This window comes from Eubacterium sp. ER2, from assembly GCF_000765215.1.
In the GTDB taxonomy this organism is placed as follows: Bacteria; Bacillota; Clostridia; order Lachnospirales; family Lachnospiraceae; genus Claveliimonas; species Claveliimonas intestinigallinarum.
This window is the reverse complement of sequence record NZ_JPJE01000018.1, coordinates 126,668-149,450: the sequence shown is the minus strand read 5'-3', so window position 1 is coordinate 149,450 and position 22,783 is coordinate 126,668. Positions and strand designations below refer to the sequence as shown.

22 protein-coding genes are annotated in these 22,783 nt (G+C 54.7%); 5 read left to right on the top strand and 17 right to left on the bottom strand.

Annotation, left to right across the window (positions count from 1 at the left end):
• Positions 1-142: 142 nt before the first annotated feature.
• The 10 genes from NI21_RS0106780 to NI21_RS0106735 all read right to left on the bottom strand — a co-directional run bounded on the left by NI21_RS0106780 (position 143) and on the right by NI21_RS0106735 (position 10,736).
• Positions 143-1,153 carry a GGGtGRT protein gene (locus NI21_RS0106780; RefSeq protein WP_033125473.1) on the bottom strand — a complete coding sequence of 337 codons (1,011 nt, stop codon included), beginning with the start codon at positions 1,151-1,153 and terminating at the stop codon, positions 143-145.
• A 49-nt stretch (positions 1,154-1,202) separates the two neighbouring features.
• Entirely contained in the window at positions 1,203-1,895 is a 693-nt protein-coding gene (locus NI21_RS0106775; protein ID WP_033125472.1) for an iron-sulfur cluster assembly scaffold protein, read from the bottom strand.
• Positions 1,896-2,046: 151 nt separating this feature from the next.
• The gene (locus NI21_RS0106770; RefSeq protein WP_033125471.1) at positions 2,047-4,230 is read right to left on the bottom strand and encodes a DNA topoisomerase III; all 2,184 of its coding nucleotides are present in this window, start codon (positions 4,228-4,230) and stop codon (positions 2,047-2,049) included.
• Between the two features lie 16 nt (positions 4,231-4,246).
• The gene (locus tag NI21_RS0106765) at positions 4,247-5,704 is read right to left on the bottom strand and encodes a GNAT family N-acetyltransferase (protein WP_033125470.1); all 1,458 of its coding nucleotides are present in this window, start codon (positions 5,702-5,704) and stop codon (positions 4,247-4,249) included.
• Positions 5,705-5,731: 27 nt separating this feature from the next.
• A complete protein-coding gene (locus tag NI21_RS0106760; RefSeq protein ID WP_033125469.1) occupies positions 5,732-6,997 on the bottom strand; it encodes a competence/damage-inducible protein A in 1,266 nt (421 codons plus the stop codon).
• Between the two features lies 1 nt (position 6,998).
• A complete protein-coding gene (gene pgsA / locus NI21_RS0106755) occupies positions 6,999-7,541 on the bottom strand; it encodes a CDP-diacylglycerol--glycerol-3-phosphate 3-phosphatidyltransferase (RefSeq protein ID WP_033125468.1) in 543 nt (180 codons plus the stop codon).
• Between the two features lies 1 nt (position 7,542).
• Positions 7,543-8,865 carry a 30S ribosomal protein S12 methylthiotransferase RimO gene (rimO, locus tag NI21_RS0106750; RefSeq protein WP_033125467.1) on the bottom strand — a complete coding sequence of 441 codons (1,323 nt, stop codon included), beginning with the start codon at positions 8,863-8,865 and terminating at the stop codon, positions 7,543-7,545.
• Positions 8,866-8,934: 69 nt separating this feature from the next.
• Complete coding sequence (gene rpoZ / locus NI21_RS0106745; RefSeq protein WP_033125466.1) at positions 8,935-9,177, bottom strand: DNA-directed RNA polymerase subunit omega; 243 nt, start codon at positions 9,175-9,177, stop codon at positions 8,935-8,937.
• 4 nt (positions 9,178-9,181) lie between these two features.
• Entirely contained in the window at positions 9,182-9,817 is a 636-nt protein-coding gene (gene gmk / locus NI21_RS0106740) for a guanylate kinase (protein ID WP_330635862.1), read from the bottom strand.
• A 37-nt stretch (positions 9,818-9,854) separates the two neighbouring features.
• On the bottom strand, positions 9,855-10,736 hold the full coding sequence (locus tag NI21_RS0106735) for a YicC/YloC family endoribonuclease (protein WP_033125465.1): 882 nt from the start codon (positions 10,734-10,736) through the stop codon (positions 9,855-9,857).
• 145 nt (positions 10,737-10,881) lie between these two features.
• Between NI21_RS0106735 and NI21_RS0106730 the strand changes: the two genes are divergently transcribed.
• A complete protein-coding gene (locus NI21_RS0106730) occupies positions 10,882-12,618 on the top strand; it encodes an NFACT family protein (protein WP_033125464.1) in 1,737 nt (578 codons plus the stop codon).
• Positions 12,619-12,687: 69 nt separating this feature from the next.
• Here the strand turns inward: NI21_RS0106730 and NI21_RS0106725 are convergent, their stop codons facing one another.
• Both NI21_RS0106725 and pheA read right to left on the bottom strand, forming a co-directional pair.
• Positions 12,688-13,977 carry an ATP-binding protein gene (locus tag NI21_RS0106725; RefSeq protein WP_033125463.1) on the bottom strand — a complete coding sequence of 430 codons (1,290 nt, stop codon included), beginning with the start codon at positions 13,975-13,977 and terminating at the stop codon, positions 12,688-12,690.
• A gap of 18 nt (positions 13,978-13,995) precedes the next feature.
• A complete protein-coding gene (gene pheA / locus NI21_RS0106720) occupies positions 13,996-15,126 on the bottom strand; it encodes a prephenate dehydratase (RefSeq protein WP_033125462.1) in 1,131 nt (376 codons plus the stop codon).
• A 141-nt stretch (positions 15,127-15,267) separates the two neighbouring features.
• Between pheA and NI21_RS0106715 the strand changes: the two genes are divergently transcribed.
• The 3 genes from NI21_RS0106715 to NI21_RS0106705 are packed head-to-tail and all read left to right on the top strand — an operon-like array spanning position 15,268 to position 17,229.
• Positions 15,268-15,804 (top strand): nitroreductase family protein, encoded by a 537-nt coding sequence (locus NI21_RS0106715; RefSeq protein WP_033125461.1) that lies wholly within the window; start codon positions 15,268-15,270, stop codon positions 15,802-15,804.
• A gap of 49 nt (positions 15,805-15,853) precedes the next feature.
• A complete protein-coding gene (gene pyrB / locus NI21_RS0106710; RefSeq protein WP_033125460.1) occupies positions 15,854-16,771 on the top strand; it encodes an aspartate carbamoyltransferase in 918 nt (305 codons plus the stop codon).
• Positions 16,772-16,782: 11 nt separating this feature from the next.
• Positions 16,783-17,229, top strand: coding sequence for an aspartate carbamoyltransferase regulatory subunit (locus NI21_RS0106705; RefSeq protein WP_033125459.1), 447 nt, complete (start codon positions 16,783-16,785; stop codon positions 17,227-17,229).
• Between the two features lie 91 nt (positions 17,230-17,320).
• Here NI21_RS0106705 and NI21_RS0106700 read toward each other — a convergent pair whose 3' ends face one another.
• Both NI21_RS0106700 and proC read right to left on the bottom strand, forming a co-directional pair.
• Positions 17,321-17,920 carry a TetR/AcrR family transcriptional regulator gene (locus NI21_RS0106700; RefSeq protein WP_033125458.1) on the bottom strand — a complete coding sequence of 200 codons (600 nt, stop codon included), beginning with the start codon at positions 17,918-17,920 and terminating at the stop codon, positions 17,321-17,323.
• A 114-nt stretch (positions 17,921-18,034) separates the two neighbouring features.
• Positions 18,035-18,829, bottom strand: coding sequence for a pyrroline-5-carboxylate reductase (gene proC / locus NI21_RS0106695; protein ID WP_033125457.1), 795 nt, complete (start codon positions 18,827-18,829; stop codon positions 18,035-18,037).
• 167 nt (positions 18,830-18,996) lie between these two features.
• Between proC and NI21_RS0106690 the strand changes: the two genes are divergently transcribed.
• Complete coding sequence (locus tag NI21_RS0106690) at positions 18,997-19,665, top strand: GntR family transcriptional regulator (RefSeq protein ID WP_033125456.1); 669 nt, start codon at positions 18,997-18,999, stop codon at positions 19,663-19,665.
• Between the two features lie 6 nt (positions 19,666-19,671).
• On the opposite strand, the gene NI21_RS0106685 is transcribed toward NI21_RS0106690, so the two are convergent.
• From NI21_RS0106685 to hypD, 3 genes are all read right to left on the bottom strand, one after another.
• Positions 19,672-19,902 (bottom strand): Xaa-Pro peptidase family protein, encoded by a 231-nt coding sequence (locus tag NI21_RS0106685; RefSeq protein WP_033125455.1) that lies wholly within the window; start codon positions 19,900-19,902, stop codon positions 19,672-19,674.
• Positions 19,868-20,185, bottom strand: a complete 318-nt coding sequence (locus NI21_RS0106680; RefSeq protein WP_147581171.1) for an immunoglobulin-like domain-containing protein — start codon at positions 20,183-20,185, stop codon at positions 19,868-19,870. The genes NI21_RS0106685 and NI21_RS0106680 overlap by 35 nt, the downstream gene beginning before the upstream one ends.
• 217 nt (positions 20,186-20,402) lie before the next feature.
• Positions 20,403-22,781 (bottom strand): trans-4-hydroxy-L-proline dehydratase, encoded by a 2,379-nt coding sequence (gene hypD / locus NI21_RS0106675; protein WP_033125453.1) that lies wholly within the window; start codon positions 22,779-22,781, stop codon positions 20,403-20,405.
• Positions 22,782-22,783 lie beyond the last annotated feature (2 nt).

Here is a 22,783-nt window from a genome sequence, read left to right as displayed (position 1 = left end):
CTTACAGTGTATCATACTCCGGCGCAAGTTCATACAGTTTTCTTATAACCAGATAAATATGCAGACATAAAAAGCTCCCCACATGGCAGCTCCGGATTTTCCGGTGTCCGCCATATGGGGAGCAATTCATTTCAAAGGCTGATTAGAATTTGCCAGCCTTCTTTGCCTCTTCGATGGAAACGGCAACTGCGACAGTCATACCAACCATCGGGTTGTTTCCTGCGCCGATGAGACCCATCATCTCTACGTGAGCCGGTACGGATGAGGATCCTGCGAACTGAGCGTCAGAGTGCATACGTCCCATTGTGTCTGTCATACCGTAGGAAGCCGGTCCTGCAGCCATGTTGTCCGGGTGGAGTGTACGTCCTGTACCGCCGCCGGATGCAACGGAGAAGTATTTCTTTCCTGCCTCAACACACTCTTTCTTGTAGGTTCCTGCAACCGGATGCTGGAAACGTGTCGGGTTTGTGGAGTTACCTGTGATGGAAACGTCTACGCCCTCTTTCCACATGATGGCAACACCCTCGCGCACATCGTTTGCGCCGTAGCAGTTAACCTTGGAGCGAAGTCCGTCAGAGTAGGCAATCCTCTGCACTTCCTTCAGCTCGCCTGTGAAGTAGTCGTACTCTGTCTGTACGTATGTGAAACCGTTAATTCTGGAAATGATCTTTGCAGCGTCCTTTCCAAGTCCGTTCAGGATAACGCGGAGCGGTTTCTTGCGGACTTTGTTCGCTTTCTCAGCGATACCGATGGCTCCCTCTGCTGCTGCGAAGGACTCGTGTCCTGCCAGGAAGCAGAAGCAGTCTGTTGTCTCCTCAAGGAGCATCTTGCCAAGGTTGCCGTGTCCAAGACCTACTTTACGCTGGTCAGCAACAGATCCCGGAATACAGAAAGCCTGCAGGCCCTCTCCGATTGCCGCGGCAGCGTCTGCAGCTGTCTCGCACCCCTTCTTGATAGCGATGGCTGCACCTGTGATGTAAGCCCAGCATGCATTTTCAAAGCAGATCGGCTGAATGCCTTTGATCTGGTTGTATACGTCCAGTCCGGCATCTTTTGTGATCTTCTCAGCTTCTTCCAGTGAAGCAATGCCGTAGCTGTTTAACACTTCATTGATTTTATCAATTCTTCTTTCATATGATTCAAATAAAGCCATTTATGTATCCTCCTGAATTATTACCTTTATTCTTTGCGATAACCTGCGATTACTCTTTGCGGGGATCGATGATCTTCACAGCGTCATCTACCCGGCCGTACTGACCTTTGGCTTTCTCCCAGGCGTCGTTCGGTGTATCGCCGTTTTTGATAAAGTCTGTCAGCTTTCCAAGGTTTACGAACTGGTATCCGATGATCTCATCGTTCTCGTCAAGAGCGATACCTGTTACATATCCCTCAGCCATCTCAAGGTAACGGGGACCTTTGGCTAATGTACCATACATGGTTCCAACCTGTGAACGGAGTCCTTTTCCGAGGTCTTCCAGACCAGCGCCGATGGCAAGTCCGTTCTCGGAGAACGCGCTCTGTGTTCTTCCGTAAACGATCTGAAGGAAGAGCTCTCTCATGGCTGTGTTGATAGCGTCACAGACAAGGTCTGTATTCAGAGCCTCGAGGATTGTCTTTCCCGGCAGGATCTCGGAAGCCATAGCTGCGGAGTGCGTCATTCCGGAGCATCCCAGTGTCTCTACGAGAGCCTCCTGGATGATACCGTCCTTTACGTTCAGAGTCAGCTTACATGCTCCCTGCTGAGGTGCGCACCAGCCTACGCCGTGTGTAAAACCGGAGATGTCCTTGATCTCTTTAGCCTGTACCCATTTTGCTTCTTCCGGGATCGGAGCCGGTCCGTGATTTGCACCCTGAGCTACCGGACACATCATTTCTACTTCATGTGAATAAATCATTTTAAAACTCCTTTCGATATGCGTACATGCCCTTGGCTGCATGTACGGAATTTTTGCAGGGTCGTTAGATATTTAACCCATACCTAAAATTATTCTCTCATAATTTTCGACATTCGTCAATCTGGTTTCAGTATTTTTTCTGCCGGTCCATCTACTGATCCAGCTTGATGCCCGCGAGGGCGTCCGCAAAGGCCGTGTTGACAGGCTCGTTCTTCTGCCTGTCCAGATATTTCCGGACATCCCGCTTGCTGACGCCTGCCCCCTCCTTCTTCCTTCGCTCCTTGAAGGCGGACAGCTTTTCCTTGTAGCCGCAGGAGCAGACAAACACCTGCCCCTCCCCCTGGCCCTTCAGCATCATCTTCTTGTGGCAAACCGGGCACCGGGCGTTGGAGGTGCGGGCGATGGTCTCCCGGTGGCCGCACTCTCTGTCCTGGCACACCAGCAGCTCCGCGTTCTTCCCCTTCACCCGCAGCATCCGCTTGCCGCAGACCGGGCACTTCGTGTTGGTCAGGTTATCGTGGCGGAAGGTGCCGGTGCCGGTCCAGATCTCCTCCGTGACAGCCTGGGCGTAATCCCGGATATCCCGCATGAAGGCGCTTCTCTTCAGCTTTCCATCAGCGATGCGTGAAAGCTTCATCTCCCAGTCAGCAGTCAGCTCCGGTTTTTTCAGGTCTGCGGGAACCAGCTCCAGGAGCTGCTTTGCCTTGGAGGTGAGATAGATCTCATTTCCTCTCTTCTCAAGGAGGAAGCTTCCAAAGAGCTTGTCCATGATATCCGCCCGGGTAGCCACAGTCCCAAGCCCGCCGGTCTCTCCCAGTGTCTTTGCCGCCTGCTTGTCGTGGCTCTCCATGTAGGCTGCCGGGTTCTCCATGGCCGACAGGAGGGTTCCCTCGTTAAATCGGGCAGGGGGCTTTGTCTTTCCCTCTGTGACGGCAAGATGAACGCCTTCGATCCTATCCCCCTTCTCCAGTCTGGGGAGGGACTGGCTCTTTACGTCCTCGTCCTCCTCCCTCTCCTCTTCCTCGTCCGCGCCGTAGACCTCTCTCCAGCCTTCCTTCAGCATACGCCTTCCCTTTGCGTAGAAACTCTCCTCTCCCAGGGCTGCTGTCAGCTGGATCTCCTCGTACTCCGCCGGCGGATAGAGGACAGACAGGAAGCGTCTCACCACCAGGTCGTAGATCTTTCTCTCCTCGTTTGTCATGTGGGTCAGCTCCACATACTGCTCTGTGGGGATGATGGCGTGGTGATCCGACACCTTTTTGTCATTGACAAAGGCGGCCTTCGGGCTCACTGCCGTGCGCATCACCTTTGCCGCCAGCTTCCGGTAGGGGCCCACAGCGCAGGCCTCCAGCCGATCCTTTATAGTGGGGACGATATCGCTGCTGATATACCGTGAGTCGGTCCTTGGGTAGGTCAGCACCTTGTGGTTCTCGTAGAGCCGCTGCATGATATTCAGTGTCTCCTTGGGCGAAAAGCCGAACCGTTTGTAGGCGTCCTTCTGGAGCTCTGTCAGGTCGTAGAGAAGGGGCGCGCAGGTCTTTTTCCGGGCGGCCTTCACCTCCCGCACTTCCGCCTCCCGGCCCTCCAGGGCTCTCCTGAGTCCCTGGATCCTTTCTCTGTCAAAGGTTCTTGTACTCCCCGATTTCCCATCCTTCCATATAAGGGTAATGCCCTTTGCGGACGCCCGCAGCCCATAGTAGGTCCGGGGGACAAAGCCGCGTATCTGTTCCTCCCTCTTGGCCACAATGGCCAGTGTGGGGGTCTGTACCCTGCCGCAGGAGAGCTGGGCGTTGTACCTGCAGGTCAGTGCTCTCGTGGCGTTGATGCCCACAAGCCAGTCCGCCTCCGCCCGGCAGAGGGCCGCGTCGTAGAGGGGATCGTAGTCGTGCCCGTTCCTCAAGCGGGCAAAGCCCTCCCGGATAGCTTTGTCCGTGACGGAAGAGATCCAGAGCCTCTTGATGGGCTTTTTGTTTCCCGCCTTGACAAGGATCAGCCGGGCCACCAGCTCCCCCTCCCGTCCGGCGTCTGTGGCTATGATGATCTCACCTACGTCCTTCCTGTGTATCTGGGCCTTCACAGCCTGATACTGCTTCTGGCTCTGGCGGATCACCTCCAGCTTGAACTCCTTTGGCATCAGGGGAAGATCCTCCAGCTTCCACGCCTTGTATTTGGGGTCATAGTCCTCCGGATCCGCCAGGGTCACAAGGTGCCCCAGCCCCCAGGTGACGATATACTGTCCGCCCTCGATGGCACCGGAAATATTTTTCCCGCACTTCAGGACTCTGGCTATGTCCCGGGCCACCGACGGCTTTTCTGCGATAACCAATGCTTTCATCTGTCAGTCCTCTCCTTTACTGAACAAGCGCCCAGAAGCCGCTGTCAGAGGCAAAGGGCCCTATCTCGTCAAAGTCAAAGGGTGCTGTCACCCAGGCATACCCTCTGTCGTCCTGGCTGTCCGCCGGATAGCGGAAGGAAAGGCCGATCTCCAGCCCGTCCTCATCCACGAAGAATTCCGGTGTGTAGACGCCGTCCTTTGTGTCTCCGCCGAGGACAGCCTTCATGTCCTCCGCGCTCAGCTCCGAGAGGAAGGTGTCGTCGTCCGCCTCGTCCCGCATAACCTGCGCCCACTGGCCGACAAAGCTGTCGTCCAGATTGACAATATCCTTCACCTCATAGAGGGTTCCATCCTGGAGGTTCACGTTCACGCACCGGAGGGCCACGTGATAGTCGTTCTCACTGCCCTCGTAGCTGTAATCCTGGAATACCACGCTTAAGAGCGACCGGCTCTGGTAGGTGACCTTGTACTCCACAAAGCTTGCCAGCACCGGATACTCCTCCCCCAGCACCTTCTCTTTCATCTCGTCAGAGGGAGACAGGTACAGCTTATCCACAGAGTCCAGGGCGCAGTCCTGGAGAGCGGTGTTCACCTTCTCCTGTACCTCCGCGTCCAGGCCGTCCACCTGGGGATAGTAGACCTCAAACTGAATGGTAGTGCTGCCCGTATTGTCCGCTGTGTAAATGTAGTTGTCCTCCGTCACATCGTAGCCACAGTCCTCATCCACATACTCCGGGATGGCGTCAATGCCGGACTCCTCCTGACCGTCCTCAGCCTGTCCGTAGCCGCCCTGTCCGTAGCCGCCGTAGAATTCATCATACCAGTCCTCAATGGAGGAGCCGTCATCTCCCCACTGGCTACCGTCCTGCATATACTCGTCCACGCCGTTCTCGGCCACGTAGCGCAGCTCCCTCGAGATGGCAGCTCCCGCCACCACAGCGAGAACAAGGCAGGCTGCGCCCACGCCTGCGGCAATGTAGACTCCCTTTCCCCTCTTTTTCTTCAGGGGAACAGAGGCTGCCCACATCTCCATGGGGATATAGCGCATCCCGCCTGCGTTCTGCTCCGGCGCTGTGTCATGCATACCCATGTGGCGGTAGGCGTCCACCGCTCCCGGGGAAGCATTGACCGTAAACTTCGACACCCGGTAAGTCTGAACCGCAAAGGAGCACATCTCCAGCAGGATAGCCTTCCCGATCCCGCTGTGCTGGTACTCCCGCCTCACAAAGAGGAGGGCGATATGTCCGGTGGGCAGAATCCCTCCCACGCCCAGCAGCTGGCTTCCCTCAAAGGCGCCAAAGAGGGCAAGCCCCTCTGTCTGCATCTTCCTCTCTATATTCGGATATCTGATAAAGTCCTGAAAAGAAGCCACTCCCTCCGGTGTGTACAGAGGCGCCACATCCTGGGCAAACACGTCCCACACAAGGTGGAGGGCATCCAGCATCTCCTGTCTCTCCAGTCTGCGTATATTCATAGGATCTTCCTCCTTTTTCTATGGTATCTATGCCTTGTCCTCTGTCCTGAGCAGTTCCTCCCGGAGCAGGGTCAGCGCTCTGACAACAGCATAGTCTCTGTTCTTGCTGCGGTTCCCGGTAAAGCGGAATTCCTCCACCCGGGTCTTTCCCCTGACACAGCACCCGACATACACAAGGCCCACCGGTTTCCCCGGCGTTCCCCCGTCCGGTCCGGCAATGCCGGTGACAGAGAGAGCCGCGTCCGCGCCTGCCTGGCGGGCCGCTCCCCGGGCCATCTGCTCCGCTGTCTCAGGGCTTACCGCCCCCACGCTCTCCAGAGTGCTGTGTTCCACGCCAAGGAGCTTTTCCTTGGCCTCATTGGAGTAGGTGATATATCCCTCTTTGTACACATTGGAGGCCCCTGGCACGTTCATGATCCTGCCTGCCAGCAGGCCCCCGGTACAGGACTCGGCTGTTGTGACTGTCATCTGTCTCTCCCGGAGCATGCCTACAACTGCCTCCTCCAAAGTAACCTCCTCGTCCATGGTGTAGATGTAGTCTCCGAACCGCTTCTCAAGCTCCGCCAGCATGGGCTCCATCAGCCTCCTGGCGGACTCCTCGTCCGCCGCCTTGGCAGTCACCCGGAAATGCACCTCCCCGGTCTTGGCGTAGGGTGCAAGGGTGGGGTTGCTCTGCTCATCCATCAGATCCGCCACCATGGTCTCCGCCTGGCTCTCTCCGATGGAGCAGATCTTCACCATCTTCGAATAAATGCCCTCCGGCTGCAGCCTGTTCAGATAGGGGGCGATATCCCTCTCAAACATGGGTTTGATCTCACCCGGAGGTCCCGGCAGAAGGATGGCCGTCTTTCCCTTTTCCTTATCCTCCAGGATGATGCCCGGGGCTGTGCCGTTGTGGTTGTCCACCACGATGGCTCCCTCCGGGACGAGGGCCTGCTTCCAGTTGTTGGCCGTAATCTCCCGGCCCTGGGCCCTCCGCTTGTCAAAGTAGGCCTGGATGCGCTCTTTGGAGTGGGCGTCCTCATAGAGTTCCCTTCCAAATACCTTTGCTGTCACTTCCTTAGTCAGGTCATCCTTGGTGGGGCCAAGGCCGCCGCTTAAGATGACGATGTCGGACCTTGAGAGGGCCAGCCGGATGGCGTCCTCCAGCCGCTCCTCATTATCCCCCACCACGCTCTGGTGGTAGCAGGAAAGCCCCAGCAGGGCAATTTTCTCCGCCAGGTAGGCGGCGTTTGTGTTCACGATGTTTCCGAGAAGTATTTCCGTACCGACAGAAATCAGCTCCACTGTCATCCTACATTCCTCCCTTTGTCAGCACTTCTACATTTTTCGCAATATAATCGATCAGTGATACCACTGTCAGTATCAGGGCGATCCAGATAAGCACAGTACCCACTGTATCAAATACGCCGCCCAGGTCAGCGATCAGCACGATCACCATGAACATCTGGGACACGGTCTTGAATTTTCCCCAGTAGCTGGCCGCGATAACGATGCCGCTGTCGGCCGCCACCAGCCGGAACCCGCTGATGATGAACTCCCGCGCGATGATGACGATGACCACCCAGGCCGGCAGCTTGCCCGCCGGAATGAGACAGATCATGGCAGAGCACACAAGCAGCTTATCCGCCAAAGGGTCCATAAATTTACCGAAGTTAGTCACCAGGTTCCGGGCTCTGGCAATCTTGCCGTCCAGCATGTCTGTCAGGCTTGCCAGGCAGAAAAGGACGAGGGCGATCCATTTGCCGGCGTCCCCCGCGAAATCCGTGAGCATGAAAAACACAAAAAATGGTACCATGATTACCCGCAGTACGGTCAGTTTATTTGGCAAATTCATCTTACATTAACTCTCCTATCAAATCGTATTCTGCTGCCCCTGTGACTTTCACTCTGGCAAAATCGCCGGACATCAGTTCCTCATCTGTATTTACGAAAATGAGACCGTCCACATTCGGGGCGTCCTTGTAGGTCCTGCCCACGTAGGCGTTCTCGTCGGCCACCTTTCCCTCGATCATGACCAGCACCTCCCGGCCGATCATATCCTCAGCCAGGTCAAAGGCGATCTCCTGCTGGAGCTCCATCAGCTCCGCCTGCCGGTCCTCCTTTACTTCCTCCGGGATCTGATCCTCCATCTCGGCCGCCGGTGTCCCCTCCTCCGGGGAGTAGGTGAAGACGCCCAGCCTGTCGAATTCCATCTGGTCCACAAAGTCCATCAGCTCCTCGTGCTGCTCCTTTGTCTCCCCGGGAAATCCGGTGATTAGAGTGGTGCGGATGGCAATATCCGGTATCTCCCGTCTCAGCTTCCCGATGATCTCCTCTAAGTCCTCTCTCGATGTGCGCCGTCCCATTCTGCCAAGGATCTCCGTGCTGGCGTGCTGGATAGGCAGATCCAGGTAGTGACAGATCTTGGGCTCCTCCTTCATGACCTGGATAAGGTTATCATCAATCTCCTCCGGGTAGCAGTAGAGGATGCGGATCCACCGTATGCCGCTGATCTTACACAGCTCCCTGAGCAGCCGGTGAAGGGATTTCTCCCCGTACAGGTCCACCCCGTAGATGGTGGTCTCCTGGGCCACCAGGATCAACTCCTTCACGCCGTCCTCCGCCAGGGCCTGCGCCTCCTTCACAAGGCGCTCCATAGGCACGCTGCGGTAATTGCCCCGTATCTTCGGGATAATGCAGTAGGTGCAGTGCTTGTCGCATCCTTCCGCGATCTTCAGGTAGGCGAAATGTCCGCCTGTGGTCACAAGACGTTTCGTCTCAGGCAGGGGCAGGGCGTCGATATCCCCTATCCTGACGCCGCTTTTTCCCTCCAGGGCCTCCTGGATGGCGTCCACTATTTTGTCGTAGGATGTGGTGCCCAGCACCTCGTCCACCTCGGGTATCTCCTCCAGGATCTCATTTTGGTATCTCTGGGCCAGACAGCCGGTGACGATGAGGGCCTTTAAGGTCCCGGTCTTCTTGTACTCCGCCATTTCCAGGATAGTCTGGATGCTCTCCTCCTTGGCGTCATGGATAAAGCAGCAGGTGTTGATAACGATGACGTCTGCCTGTGTCTCATCGTCCGTCATCTGGTAGCCCCTGTCCGCCAGCAGGCCGATCATGACCTCCGAGTCCACCAGGTTCTTGTCGCACCCCAGCGATATAAAAAGCACATTCATAGCTTTATCTCCTTTCAGTCAGAAAGGCAGATACCTTGTAAAAGCATCTGCCTTATCATTTTCGTCCGCTTATTCTTCAGAGTCCTCTGCGATGATCGTGATCTTGCCGCTGTTCAGTTCATCGATGGCAATGGAGAGCGGCTTCTCGCCGTCCTTTGTCTTTACCAGAGGCACATCGCCGTCAATGAGCTGTCTGGCTCTCTTGGCTGTCGCCATGACGATGGAATACCGGCTGTTGACGACCTTTGTCTCGCCCTCCTCCACGTCTTTGTTCACTACTTTCATCAGATCCGTGTATGATGGATGCAGCATATTCCTATTCTCCTTTCAAATCCTCTTTCATATGTTCAATAAATGCCTGACTGCGCGTACTTCTTGCGTGCTCCGCTGAAATGACGCCGTGGACCTTATCCACACACTCCTCCAGCCGGTCCCTCTCGTTGAGAATGATGTAGTCGTAGGCTTCCATGAAGCCGGACTCCCTGGCCGCTGTCCTCATTCTCTCCTCAACCACCTCAGGAGCTTCCGTCCCTCTGTCCGTGAGCCTTCTCTTCAGCTCACCCGCGCTGGGCGGTGTGATGAAAATAAGGAGGGCATCCGGGAACCTTTCCTTGATCTTCAGGGCCCCCTGAACCTCGATCTCCAGGATCACATCCTTTCCCTGGGAGAGCTGCTCCTGCACGTACGCCTTAGGCGTGCCATAGTAATTATTCACGTACATAGCATACTCTATCAGTTCGTCTTTCGCAATCATTTTTTCAAATTCTTCCCTTGTTTTGAAAAAATATTCCCTGCCGTTCTCCTCCCCCTCTCTGGGAGCTCTCGTGGTGGCTGAGATGGAAAGGGCGTAATTGTCGTACTTTGTCAGAAGCCTTTTCAGCACAGTTCCCTTTCCCGCCCCGGAGAAACCGGATATGACGGTCAGAATTCCTTTTTGCTCGTTCATGCTCATGTCCCCGCTCTTCTATCTTTTTTCTATATTTATATTTCTACTCTATGTTCTGTATCTGCTCTCTTACCTTCTCGATCTCTGTCTTCAGGTCAATGCCCCTGTTGGAGACCTCCAGGTCGTTCGCCTTGGAGAGGATGGTGTTCGCCTCCCTGTTCATCTCCTGGGCGATAAAGTCCAGCTTTCTTCCTATACCGGCCTCATCGGACAGAAGCACGTCCTTCATGTGGCTGATGTGGCTTTTCAGCCTCACCACTTCCTCGTCCGTGCAGATCTTGTCCGCAAAGATGACTACCTCCGCGGCGATGCGGCTGTCGTCAATCTGGGTGTCGGCAAGGAGCTCCCTCACCTTCTCCTCCAGCTTTTCCCTGTACTCGGCAATGATCTTAGGAGATCTCACTTCGATAAATTCCACCAGCTCCGCCATGCCGTCCAGCTTGTCAATGATATCTCTGCGGAGATTTTCGCCCTCCAGGGTCCGGGTCTCCACAAACTGGGAGATAGCGCCCTCCATAGCCTTCTTCAGGCAGTTCCATATCTCCTCCTCGTCCAGCGCCTGCTCCTCCATGGTAAGGACCTCCGGATACCGGGAGAGAGTGGATACACGGACATCATTTTCCAGACCAAACTGCTCCTCCATCTCCCTGAGGCTCTCCATGTACTCTTTTGCCAGTGAGGCGTTGTATTTCAGCACCGCCTGCCCCTCGGACAGATCCTCATAGGTAATGAAAATATCCACCTTGCCCCTGGATACGGACTGCTTCAAAAGACTGCGGATGGATGTCTCAAAAAAATTCAGCTTCTTCGGCATGCGGATGTTGACATCCAGATAGCGGTGGTTCACACCCTTCATCTCCACTGTGAATTTCCGCTCTCCGTCTGAGAGCTCACATCTGCCGAAGCCTGTCATACTCTTTATCATTTTGGCAACCTCGTTTTCGCTTTTTCATACTGCATTATTATAATTCATTTCCCCTCCCCCGTCAACTTTCCAAAACTCCCTTTCTGTGGTATACTGTGAACACTTGGCACTGTGAACACTTGAGACAGAAAGGACTGTAATCTATATGGCTTTTGACGGAATTACCATAGCAGCTGTGACGAAAGAATTGAAGGAGACCCTGGAGGGCGGGCGCATCAGCAAGATCGCCCAGCCCGAGGCGGACGAGCTGCTCCTGACGGTCAAGACTGCGGCCGGTCAGAGGCGGCTGTGCATCTGTGCCAGCGCCTCCCTTCCTCTTATATATCTCACTGATGAAAACAAGACGAGCCCCATGCAGGCCCCGGGCTTTTGCATGCTGCTGCGCAAGCACATCGGCAGCGGGCGCATCATATCCATCAGCCAGCCGAAGATGGAGCGCATCATCCGCTTCGAGATCGAGCACTTGGACGAGATGGGGGACCTGTGCAGCAAGACTCTCATTGTGGAACTGATGGGGAAGCACAGCAACATCATCTTCTGCGATGACAGCGACCGCATCATCGACAGCATTAAGCATATATCCGCCCAGACAAGCTCTGTCCGGGAGGTGCTGCCGGGCCGGGACTACTTCATCCCGGACACCATGCACAAGCTGGATCCCCTGACCGTGGCCCAGGAGGACTTCATCACCGCTCTCAGGACAAAGGGCGGCCCCCTCTCCAAGGCCCTGTACACCAGCTTCACCGGCATCAGCCCGGTGGTGGCTGAGGAGATCTGTTATCTGGCAGCCCTGGAGTCCCGAATGACGGCCGAGGATCTCTCCGGGGACATGCTGGTCCATCTGTACCGGCAATTCAGCTACTACATTGAGCAGGTGAGCCTGGGCGACTTCTCCCCGGCCATCTACTATGAGGGCAGGGAGCCAAAGGAGTTTTCCGCGCTGCCCTTAAGCCATTTCTCCAACTACAGGAGAGAGGAATTCCCCTCTATCTCCCAGGTGATCCGCACCTACTACTCCTCCCGGGAGTCCCTGACCCGCATCCGGCAGAAGTCCGCGGACCTGCGGCACGTAGTCCAGACTGCTCTGGAGAGGAACCGGAAGAAATACGACCTGCAGTCCAGACAGTTAAGGGACACAGAAGGCCGGGACAAATTCAAGGTCTACGGGGAGCTGATCAACACCTACGGCTACGGACTGGAGCCGGGCGCGAAGCAGCTTGCCGCCCTCAACTACTACACCAACGAGGAGGTCACCATCCCTCTGGATGAGCACATGACTCCCGCCGAGAACGCCCAGCGCTATTTTGCAAAATACAACAAGCAGAAGCGCACCTTTGAGGCATTAAGCCAGCTCATCGAGGAGACCCGGGAGGACATCGAGTACCTGGAGTCCATCAGCAATGCCCTGGACATCGCCCGGGCCGAGGAGGACCTGGTCCAGATCAAGGAGGAGCTGACCCAGACAGGCTACATCCGCCGCCGGAGTACCAAACAGAAGGTGCGCATCACAAGCCGCCCCTTCCACTACATCTCCAGCGATGGCTACCATATCTATGTAGGGAAGAACAATCTCCAGAACGAGGAGCTGACCTTCCACTTCGCCTCGGGAAATGACTGGTGGTTCCACGCCAAGAAGGTGCCCGGCTCCCACGTCATCGTGAAATCCGGCGGGGAGGAGCTGCCGGACCGCACCTTTGAGGAGGCCGGTCGGCTGGCCGCCTACTACTCAAAGAGCCGGGGAGGCGACAAGGTGGAGGTGGATTATATAGAGAAGAAGCACGTGAAAAAGCCCGGCGGCGGAAAGCCCGGCTTTGTCATCTACCACACCAACTACTCTCTTGTCATCGACTCGGATATCAGCGGAATTGAAGAAGTAAAATAGCGACAGAATAAAAAGAGGAAGAACCGATAAGGCTCCTCCTCTTTTCTGCTTTCTGTCTATTCCGTTTGTCTACTCCATCCCAAGCAGGTAGTCGATAAACTGCTGAGCTGTCCGGCCGGACATGCCGCCGTGGTTCAGCTCCCAGCGGTTGGCTTCCAGAAGAAGCTGCTCCTCGTCCATCTCGATGCCGTTTCTCTTTGCCAGCTGACGGACGATCTCCTGGAACTCCTTCTTGGCCGGCTTTCCAAAGTAGATGGTGACGCCAAATCTTGCCACCAGAGATAGCTTCTCCTGCACCGTGTCGTTTGTGTGCAGCTCCTCGTCCATCTCTTCCTTATCCCGGAAGGTCTCCCGGATGAGATGCCGGCGGTTGGAGGTAGCGTAGATGAGTACGTTGTCCGGCTTTTTCTCCAGCCCGCCCTCGATGACTGCCTTCAGATATTTATACTCGATCTCGAACTCCTCAAAGGAGAGGTCGTCCATGTAAATGATAAACTTGTAGTTCCGGTTCTTGATCTGGGCGATGACGTCATTGAGGTCCTGGAACTGGTGCTTGTACACCTCGATCATCCGCAGTCCCTGGTCGTAGTATTTGTTGAGGATAGCCTTGATGGAGGAGGATTTCCCGGTTCCCGCATCCCCGAAGAGGAGGCAGTTGTTGGCCCGGCGGCCCTTCACAAAGGCCTCCGTATTGTCGATCAGCTTTTTCTTGGCGCTCTCATAGCCCACCAGCTCGTCCAGCTGCACGTGGGCGATCTTTGTAATGGGTACAATGTGCACGCCCTCCTCGTCGTGAGCTACCCGGAAGGCCTTGTGAAGCCCCAGCTTGCCCACGCCGAACTCCTTGTAGAACTGGGTCACAGAGGCCTTGAACTCCTCCGCCCCCTGCGTCTGTCCCAGACTCCTTGCCAGGGCGCAGATCCGGTCACGGATGCGGCCGTTGAACACGCTGCCGTGGGTGCCTGACCCGGTGTAAGTGAGGATCATGGAGACGCAGTCCACGCCGAGGCCTGCCTCCATGGCTGAGAAGTCGTAGTCAAACAGCTCCTTGAAGATTTCAAAATCGTGGAGCGCCACCTTGTTGATGCTTCCGCCTGTCTCCCCCACGATCTCGCAGGAGGTGCTGTAGGCGTTCTCGTCGTTTGCCAGAAGGAAGGTCAGGTAGTCGTGCCAGAGATTTCCCTCAAAGCCGTGATCCACGCACAGCTCCAGTATGCTTCCCGTACACTCAAAGAGAAGGCTTTTGAGGTCCTCCTGGTTGTAGTACTCATTGTCGTAGTTTTCCATCAGGAACGTCATGTCGTTCAGGATCTGCTCCTGCTCCAGATTTTTATAGATGATCAGCTCGTGTATTCTCATATCGTTTCTCCCTCCGCATCAATAATTTCCGAGTATCTTCAGGCTCTTGGACTCCTCCCGCAGGCCCCGGATGGCGTTCTTCACCGCGCCCTCTCCCATGTTTCCCTCAAAGTCCACAAAGAACCGGTACTCCCATGTCCGTCCCTCCACCGGGCGGGACTCGATCTTGGACATGTTCAGGTTGTTGTAGGTAAAATGTGCCAGCAGATGGTAGAGGGAACCGCTGGAGTGATCCACCTCAAAGCAGATGCTGATCTTTTTGGCATCCTTTAAGAAAATCTTCTGGTTGGTCACAATGATGAACCGGGTGGAGTTGTTGTCATTGTAGTTGATCTTCCGGTCCAGTATCTTCAGCCCGTAAATCTGAGCCGCATGCTCACTGCAGATGGCCGCCTGGGTGATATCTCCGTCCTCCAGCACTTTTTTCGCCGCCACTGCCGTGTTGGGGGCGCTGATCCTCTGCCACCCAGGCTGGTCGTCCAGGTATTTGGAGCTCTGCATCAGCGCCTGAGGGTGCGAGTAGACCGTCTTGATCGTGTCGAGAGTCGCCCCCTCCACGCTGGCCAGGGCGTGGTCGATGGGAAGGATGATCTCCCCTACGATGTAGTTTTCAAATTCCACCAGCAGGTCGTAGACCTCGCTCACCACTCCGGCGGAAGAATTCTCAATGGGAAGAACCGCAAAGTCCGCCGAGCCCTCCTCGATGGCCTCCATGGCATCCCGGAAGGTCTGCACGTGGAAGCTGTTCACATCCTTTCCAAAGTAGGCGAACATGGCGGCCTGGGAGTAGGCTCCGTCCGTCCCCTGGAAGACGATCCTGGAGTGTTCATAGTCCAGCTTGTCCACGCCGATAAAGGGCAGTCTCCCCAGGGCTCCCTTCTTTGTCAGCATCTGGTACTGCATCTTGCGGCTCTGGGACATGAGCTGCTCAAAGAGCTCTGTCAGTCCCAGCCGCAGGAATTCATCGTCCACATTCCGGGTGATCCTGGCAAGCTGATCCTTCTCCCTCTTCTTGTCAAACACTTTTTTTCCCGCATCTATCTTGATATCGCCGATCTTCTCGCACACCTGCACCCGGCTTTTATACAGCTCCGCGATCTGGCTGTCGATCTGCGCCAGATGCTCTCTTAATTCCTCTAATTCTGCCATTTTTCTGTCTCCTTTTGTACACATACTAAAAGGTATTATAATACAACTCCCCGCCAAAATCCATGTCAGACATTGAAAATCTTTGGTATTTATTATATGATGTAGGTACGGTTGATTGATCTAAAAAGGAGGACGAACAGTATGAACACCATGGATTGTATTTTCAGCAGAAGAAGTATCCGCAAATTCAAGCCGGATCCTGTAGGACATGAGCTTCTGGAGTCAGTGATCCAGGCGGCATCCTATTCTCCTTCCTGGAAAAACAGTCAGATTACACGCTATATCGCTATCGAATACACTTCTATTCTCACGAAAATTGCCGATGATTTCACCCCGTCATTCAACAGTCATATTATCCGCCAGGCACCGCTTCTCCTTGCCGTCACCTTTGTGAAGGGACGCAGCGGCTTTGAACGTGACGGCTCCTTCTCCACAAAGAAGGAAGACCGCTGGCAGATGTTCGATGTGGGAGCTGCCTGCCAGACTCTCTGTCTGGCCGCCCATGAGAAGGGCCTTGGCACAGTGATCATGGGCATTTTTGACGAGGACGGCATAGGAGAGCTTCTCGGCATCCCCGCTGACCGTGAGCTTGGGGCACTGATCGCGGTAGGGTATCCGGACGTCGAGCCCGAGGCGCCGAAGCGAAAGAGCGTGGACGAGCTGCTGACTTACCGTTAATTTTCACAGTGCCTGCAAGAGAAGGCACACGAACACGAAGGAGGTTTTTATGAGACATTTAATGAGTCCACTTGATTTTTCAGTGGAAGAGCTGGATAAATTGCTGGACCTGGCAGAGGATATTGAGGCAAACCCGAAAAAGTACGCCCACGCCTGCGAGGGGAAAAAGCTGGCCACACTGTTCTACGAGCCAAGCACGAGAACGCGTTTAAGCCACGAGGCTGCCATGCTGAACTTAGGAGGCAGCATCATGGGATTTTCCTCCGCTGACTCCAGCTCCGCCGCAAAGGGCGAGAGCGTGTCAGACACTATCCGCACCATCTCCTGCTACGCGGACATCTGCGCTATGCGCCATCCCAAGGAGGGCGCTCCCATGGTAGCCTGCCAGCACTCCTCCATCCCGGTCATCAACGCCGGAGACGGAGGACATCAGCACCCCACCCAGACCCTGACAGACCTGATGACCATCCGGTCTTTAAAGGGACACTTAGGCAATATGACTATCGGCCTGTGCGGAGACCTGAAATTCGGCCGCACGGTCCACTCGCTGATCCACGCGCTGGTGCGCTATCCGGGCATGAAGTTTGTGCTGATCTCACCGGAGGAGCTGAGACTTCCCGGCTACATCCGCCACGATGTGCTGGAGAAAAATCAGGTTCCCTACGAGGAGGTCGTCCGCCTGGAGGAGGCTCTTCCAAATCTGGATCTTCTCTACATGACCCGCGTGCAGAAGGAGCGCTTCTTCAACGAGGAGGACTATGTGCGCATGAAGGATTTCTACATCCTGGACGCAAAGAAAATGAAGCTGGCAAAGGATGACATGTACGTGCTCCATCCGCTGCCCCGTGTCAACGAGATCTCCACGGAGGTGGACGACGACCCGAGAGCCGCCTATTTCAAGCAGATGCAGTACGGCGTGTACGTGCGCATGGCTCTCATTTTGACACTGCTGGAAATTGAAGTGTAGGAGGAGGAAGCATGGTTAAGAATACATTGAATGTTGGACGCATTTCCGAGGGCTTTGTTCTGGACCACATACAGGCCGGCCGCAGCATGGATATCTACAAATATCTCCACCTGGACCAGCTGGACTGCTGCGTGGCCATCATCAAGAACGCCAAGAGCAGCAAGATGGGGAAAAAGGACATCATGAAGATCGAGTGCCCCATCGACTTTATGAATCTGGATATTCTCGGCTTTATTGACCACAACATCACTATCAACATCATCAAGGATGAGCAGATCATCGAGAAGAAAGCTCTCCATCTGCCCAAGAAGATCAAAAATGTCATCAAGTGCAAGAACCCCAGGTGCATCACCTCCATCGAGCAGGAGCTGGATCACGTATTCGTCCTGACCGACCCGGAGAATGAGATCTACCGGTGCATGTACTGTGAAGAAAAATATGAGAGAAGGCCCAAATAGGAAAGCCTTCAGACAGCCCTGGACAAAACAGGGACAGATATGGCACAAGCCGCATCTGTCCCTGTTTTTCTCTTCCTATTTTCCTGCGTCTTCAGGAATTGCTTTTCCCTCTGAAGTGCTCCATCATGACGGGAAAATACTCCTTGCTGTACTCTCCCAGCGAGTAGTCCCCCTTCCCAAGGCACCACTCGGTCACAAGCGCTCTCTCGCACATGGCGTAGTATTTCACGACTGTGCGGATAGGCACATCCGCGCGGATTTCTCCCTTCTTCTGTCCCTCCTCCACGATCCCGGAGATCAGCTTGTAGTATTTCCGGTTCTCATTTAAAAGCTGGCTTTCCCCCTGTGCCACCAGCTGGGTGGAATAGAGAGAGGCCAGAAGCTCCATGCTGATGTTTTCCTCCATCATGGCATGGACCTCCCTGTTCAGATACAGGAGCTTCTCAAAGCAGTCTGTCCCGGGCTCCAGCTTCCTTTCCAGATCCCCGTAGTAGTCGTCCAGCATTTCCGCCAGCGTGTTCAGCAGCTCGTCCTTTGCGCTGAAATAGTAGTAAAAGGAGCCCTTGGATGTCCCGGATTTCTCAATAATGTCATCTACAGTCGTCCGGCCAAAGCCCTTGTCGCGGAACAGCTCCCAGGCAGCCGAGATGATCCTGCTCTTCACACTTCTCTTTTCTTCTGTCTTCTCCATAGCTTTGTCACCTATTTCATTCATTATTATATACTTTTCTATTTTAGCACAAAAAAAGGCGGAGGAAAACGAAAACCTCCGCCCTGCTGCCGTGAGCTTCCACAGACACTGCTCTTACAGACTTTTAGATATCTCCTCACATTTTTTCATAGCCTCGATGATGGCGCTCCTAAAGCCCTTCTCCTCCAACACGCGGACCGCCTCGATGGTCGTCCCGGCCGGTGAGCACACCATATCCTTCAGCTCACCCGGATGCTTGCCAGTCTCGAGCACCATCTTCGCGCTTCCCAGCACAGCCTGCGCCGCGAATTTGTAAGCCTGGCTTCTGGGAATTCCGCCGGATACGGCCGCGTCCGCCATGGCCTCGATCATCACGAACACATAGGCCGGTGAACTTCCGCTGACCGCCACGACGGCGTCCATCATTTGCTCTGGGATCAGCTCCGCCTTGCCAAATCCGTTCAGGATGGAGAGTGCCTTCTCCATATCCTCATCTGTCACATAGGCGTTTTTGCAGGCTCCTGTCATGCCCTCTCCCACCATGGCCGGCGTGTTCGGCATGGTGCGCACGATCTTCACCGGCTTCTGGAACTGATCCGCCAGCCAGGACAGCGTCTTTCCGGGCGCAATGGTGATGATCAGGTGGCTGTCCGTCACATCGTCTCTGATCCCCGCGATCACGTCCGCATAAAACTGGGGCTTTACAGAGAGAATAACGACCTCGGCGTTTTTCACGACCTCATTGTTGTCCGCAGTCACCCGGATACCGTATTTCTCTTTTACTCTCTCACGCCCTGGCGCAAATGGATCCGCGCCGATGATCTCCTCCGGGGAAGCGATGTGATTTTCAATAATCCCTCCCATCATAGCGGTAGCCATATTTCCTGTCCCGATAAATCCAAGTTTCATCCTTATATCCTCCTCTTGTTTGTATACATTATTTAAATTTGTATACAATTTTGTTTATAATATACCATCCCCTATTCCCTCTGTCAAGGAAAAGAGCTATTGCCTGTCGCTTTTTTTCACGTTATAATTTGTATACAAATGATCTTAATACAAGGAGTTGGATTTTCATGCCGCAGAAAGAAAAGAGTGTCTCTCTTGCCGACCAGGCCTATGAGACGATCAAGACGAATATACTGAATATGACCTACCCGCCGGGCATGACTCTGACGGAGAGCCGGCTGGCCCGGGATCTGGGCATGAGCCGCAGTCCCGTCCGCACAGCCATCCGGATGCTGCAGACAGAGGGGCTCATCGTCACAGACTACTATAAATCCATGACAGTAAAAGAAATCACAGAAAAAGACATCCGGGAGATCTACCAGCTCCGGGAGCTTCTGGAGGGAGCCGCCTTCCGGCTCATCTTTACCTCCGGCAGAAATGAGGAGTACTCCTTCCGCATCGAGGAAAAGGTGGTGCGCATGTGTGCCGCCGCCTCCGACATCTACGCCTGGGAGGTGGCCGACACAGCCATGCATATGGAAATCGTCAGCGTGCTGGAAAACAGCCGGGTTGACAGGATATACGAGAACAATCTGTCAGAGCTGATCCGCATGGGCCAGTTCTCTGTCAGGAACGGCATGGACATTGACCGCACCAATGAAAACCTGAAAAAGATGGTGGAGCTTATGCGCGCCGGCGATTATGAAAATGCCTACGCCATCCTCAGGGACGACCACTTTACTACCGGCATGGACTGCGCGCTGATGAAGCAGGATACCGCAGAGCCCGGAGAATAGATTTCCCTAGTTCATGACCGCTTCTATGTCCTCTGTCGTCCTTGGAATGTCACGGGACAGATTTTCACATCCATCCTCTGTCACCAGGCAGTTGTCCTCCAGTCGGAAGCCGATGCCCCACTCCTCGTGATAGATGCCCACGTCAATGCAGAATACCATTCCGGGCGCAACCTCATCCGGCTGCTTCACTACATCGTGGACATCAAACCCGATATGGTGGGCTCCTCCGTGCCACATGTAGGTTCCTATCCTTGTACTCTTTCTTCTCCCGGATCTCTCCGAAGGCAAACGTCCCGGTCAGCGTTACCTCTCTGTTGCCCATCCCGGGCAGAGGTCTGGTCACCTTCCCTGAACTGGTGAGAAATCTCTCCTCCCCGGAGCTCCATCGGATATCCGATCCCTGCGCTCCCTTATCCGGCAGCGTCAGGTCAGACTCCACAGTCTTTAAGTTTCCCAGGTATAAGGTCTCCATATCCTTTTCCACAATCTGTCTGTCCCGGCTCATCTCTCTCAACTGCATCCTTCTCCTGTAGCCGGCCATTTCAGGCCGTTATCCTTAGCGCAAGGCCACCGCTATTGTGGCGCAATTTCCAGCGTGTTCAAGCGATTATCTCAAAAATACACGCCGACTTTTTTATAAAACAAAAAAGGCAAGTTGGTCTGATTTATTTCAGACTTCCTTGCCTTAGTTTGATAATATAGCAGAATATCAAATTTTGTCAATGTCAATTCGACTCTTAATTAAAGGACTGCTCCGTGCGGTTGATGATCTCGTCCTGCAGAGGCTTATCCAGATTGCGGAAGAAATCGCTGTATCCCGCCACCCGGACGATCAGGTCTTTATAGTCCTCCGGATGCTTCTGGGCATTGATGAGGGTCTGGCGGTCCACCACGTTAAACTGGATGTGATGTCCGTCCATGGCGAAGTAGGACCGGATCAGGCTGGCCATATTGTTCAGGCCCTCCTCGCCGGCCACCACGTCAGGCGTAAACTTCTGGTTCAGAAGCGTGCCCGCGGTCGCCAGATGATCCATCTTGGAGCAGGATTTGATCACAGCTGTGGGGCCGTTGGTGTCTGCGGATTTCTCCGGAGAAATGCCCTCTGATACAGGCTTGTGGGCCTTTCTGCCATTGGGTGTTGCCAGGATCACATCCCCAAAGTACACATGGCAGGTTGTGGGCAGCATATCTACGCCGTACTTTCCGCCCTTCATGTTCGGGCGGCCTGTGATGGTGCTCCTGTAGAGCTCAAACACATCCTGCATGATGCTGTCCGCGTAGTCGTCATCATTGCCGTATTTCGGAGTCCTGTCATGAACCATGCGGTAAATGGCGTCATAGCCCTCATAGTCGTGCTCCATGGCCTCAATGAGCTCCTCCATGGTAAAGTTTTTCTTGTCGTAGACATTGTATTTTACAGCTGCGATACAGTCGGTGACTGTGCCGATTCCCACGCCCTGGATGTAGTTTGTGTTGTATCTGGCGCCGCCTGCATTGTAGTCCTTCGCGTTGGAGATGCAGTCGTTTGTCACAACAGACAGACAGGGGGCCGGCATCTCCTTGGCGTACAGCTCCTCAATCACATTGTTGCCTCGTATCTTTACGTCCACGATATACTCCAGCTGCTTCTTGAAGGCATCCCAGAGCTCGTCGTAGGTCTTGAAATCCCTGGCATAGCCCAGCTTCAGACCGATCTGCTTTCCGCTGTACTGGTCAAAGCCGTTGAACAGCGTGAGCTGGAACACCTTGGGAATATTCAGGTATCCGGTCAGGATGTAGGCTTCGCTTCCCCAGGCACCTGTCTCCACGCACCCCGAGGAGCCGCCCCTTCTGGCGTCCTCCAGCTTCTTGCCGGCATTGACAAGCTCCATAATCTGGGCCTCCGTGTTGTAGAAGGCGGGCTGTCCCCAGCCCTTCCTTGAAATCTCGCAGGCTCTCTTCAGGAATTTGGCGGGCGTCTTCTTGCTGATAGTCACATTGGAGTTGGGCTGCACCAGCTTCATCTCGTCCATGCAGTCCAGGATCAGATAGCTGACATTATTGACTCCATTGCGGCCGTCAGGCGTCACGCCGCCAGTGTTGATATTGGCAAAATCCGTGTAGGTAGCGCTCTCCTTCAGCGTGATACCCACCTTTACAGGCGCCGGCTGGTTGTAGAATTTCACCCACAGGCACTCCAGAAGCTCGAGGGCCTTCTCATCGTCCAGGATGCCTGCCTCCACGTCCCTCTCATAGTACGGGTACAGGTGCTGATCCAGTCTTCCAGGGCTGAAAGCGTCCCATGGATTCAGCTCTGTTGTGACCGCGAGGTGCGTGAACCAGTAGAGCTGGATTGCCTGCCAGTAGGTCTGGGGCCTGTGGGCAGGAACTACCTCCAGGTTGGCAGCGATCTGGAGCAGCTCAGCCTTCCTGGTCTCATCCTCCTCCTTCTGCGCCATCTCAAGAGCCAGGCTGTGGTAGCGCTCACCCAGGATGATGACAGCGTCGCAGGCAATGTCCATGGCCTTGAGCTCCTCACATTTGTCGACAGCGTCCGGATCGTTCATGTAGTCCAGGGCATCCATGGTCTTTTTAATCTTCTCTTTGTACTCCATATAGCCGGTGGTGAACACCTGCTCTCCGCCGCAGGTATGTCCCGGGCCTCTCTGCTCCATAAATTCCGTGAACATGCCAGCCTCGTAGCAGTCATGCCACTCCGGGGTCATCCTGGAGAGGAGCTTTTCTCTCATGCTGCGCCCTGTCCAGTAGGGGATGATCTCCTCTCGCTGGAGCTTGCGGTCCTCCTCTGTCGTCTTGAAGGACACGAGCTCCCTCTCGCTCATGACGATCATATCCTCCTCGCTGTGGCAGCACAGCTCCGGAAATGTGGGGGATGCCTGGGGATCCTTTCCCTTTTCCCCGACGATCAGCTCCCCGTCTCCAAGGTACAGCGTCTTTTTGGAGAAATACTCCTTCAGCGTCATGGCTCGCATAACCGGAATGGAATATTTCCCGTCATTTTCCTTGTAGAAATCTGTCTCGATCTTCGCCCTCTCAAGATCGATGTGAACCGGTGTGTTCACGCTGATCTCCCTGAGCTTCTGGATCCTTTCGTTCATGCCACGCAATTTTGCCATCC

What these genes read in the sequence shown, in the direction of transcription:
- NI21_RS0106700 (WP_033125458.1), bottom strand. Translation starts at nt 17,920, where the DNA reads ATGGAGAAGACAGAAGAAAAGAGAAGTGTGAAGAGCAGGATCATCTCG.
- rimO (WP_033125467.1), bottom strand. Translation starts at nt 8,865, where the DNA reads ATGAATGTGCTTTTTATATCGCTGGGGTGCGACAAGAACCTGGTGGAC.
- hypD (WP_033125453.1), bottom strand. Translation starts at nt 22,781, where the DNA reads ATGGCAAAATTGCGTGGCATGAACGAAAGGATCCAGAAGCTCAGGGAG.
- NI21_RS0106780 (WP_033125473.1), bottom strand. Translation starts at nt 1,153, where the DNA reads ATGGCTTTATTTGAATCATATGAAAGAAGAATTGATAAAATCAATGAA.
- pheA (WP_033125462.1), bottom strand. Translation starts at nt 15,126, where the DNA reads ATGGCAGAATTAGAGGAATTAAGAGAGCATCTGGCGCAGATCGACAGC.
- gmk (WP_330635862.1), bottom strand. Translation starts at nt 9,817, where the DNA reads ATGAGCATGAACGAGCAAAAAGGAATTCTGACCGTCATATCCGGTTTC.
- rpoZ (WP_033125466.1), bottom strand. Translation starts at nt 9,177, where the DNA reads ATGCTGCATCCATCATACACGGATCTGATGAAAGTAGTGAACAAAGAC.
- proC (WP_033125457.1), bottom strand. Translation starts at nt 18,829, where the DNA reads ATGAAACTTGGATTTATCGGGACAGGAAATATGGCTACCGCTATGATG.
- NI21_RS0106685 (WP_033125455.1), bottom strand. Translation starts at nt 19,902, where the DNA reads ATGTGGCACGGAGGAGCCCACCATATCGGGTTTGATGTCCACGATGTA.
- NI21_RS0106725 (WP_033125463.1), bottom strand. Translation starts at nt 13,977, where the DNA reads ATGAGAATACACGAGCTGATCATCTATAAAAATCTGGAGCAGGAGCAG.
- pyrB (WP_033125460.1), top strand. Translation starts at nt 15,854, where the DNA reads ATGAGACATTTAATGAGTCCACTTGATTTTTCAGTGGAAGAGCTGGAT.
- NI21_RS0106705 (WP_033125459.1), top strand. Translation starts at nt 16,783, where the DNA reads ATGGTTAAGAATACATTGAATGTTGGACGCATTTCCGAGGGCTTTGTT.
- NI21_RS0106770 (WP_033125471.1), bottom strand. Translation starts at nt 4,230, where the DNA reads ATGAAAGCATTGGTTATCGCAGAAAAGCCGTCGGTGGCCCGGGACATA.
- NI21_RS0106765 (WP_033125470.1), bottom strand. Translation starts at nt 5,704, where the DNA reads ATGAATATACGCAGACTGGAGAGACAGGAGATGCTGGATGCCCTCCAC.
- NI21_RS0106730 (WP_033125464.1), top strand. Translation starts at nt 10,882, where the DNA reads ATGGCTTTTGACGGAATTACCATAGCAGCTGTGACGAAAGAATTGAAG.
- NI21_RS0106775 (WP_033125472.1), bottom strand. Translation starts at nt 1,895, where the DNA reads ATGATTTATTCACATGAAGTAGAAATGATGTGTCCGGTAGCTCAGGGT.
- pgsA (WP_033125468.1), bottom strand. Translation starts at nt 7,541, where the DNA reads ATGAATTTGCCAAATAAACTGACCGTACTGCGGGTAATCATGGTACCA.
- NI21_RS0106680 (WP_147581171.1), bottom strand. Translation starts at nt 20,185, where the DNA reads ATGCAGTTGAGAGAGATGAGCCGGGACAGACAGATTGTGGAAAAGGAT.
- NI21_RS0106735 (WP_033125465.1), bottom strand. Translation starts at nt 10,736, where the DNA reads ATGATAAAGAGTATGACAGGCTTCGGCAGATGTGAGCTCTCAGACGGA.
- NI21_RS0106715 (WP_033125461.1), top strand. Translation starts at nt 15,268, where the DNA reads ATGAACACCATGGATTGTATTTTCAGCAGAAGAAGTATCCGCAAATTC.
- NI21_RS0106760 (WP_033125469.1), bottom strand. Translation starts at nt 6,997, where the DNA reads ATGACAGTGGAGCTGATTTCTGTCGGTACGGAAATACTTCTCGGAAAC.
- NI21_RS0106690 (WP_033125456.1), top strand. Translation starts at nt 18,997, where the DNA reads ATGCCGCAGAAAGAAAAGAGTGTCTCTCTTGCCGACCAGGCCTATGAG.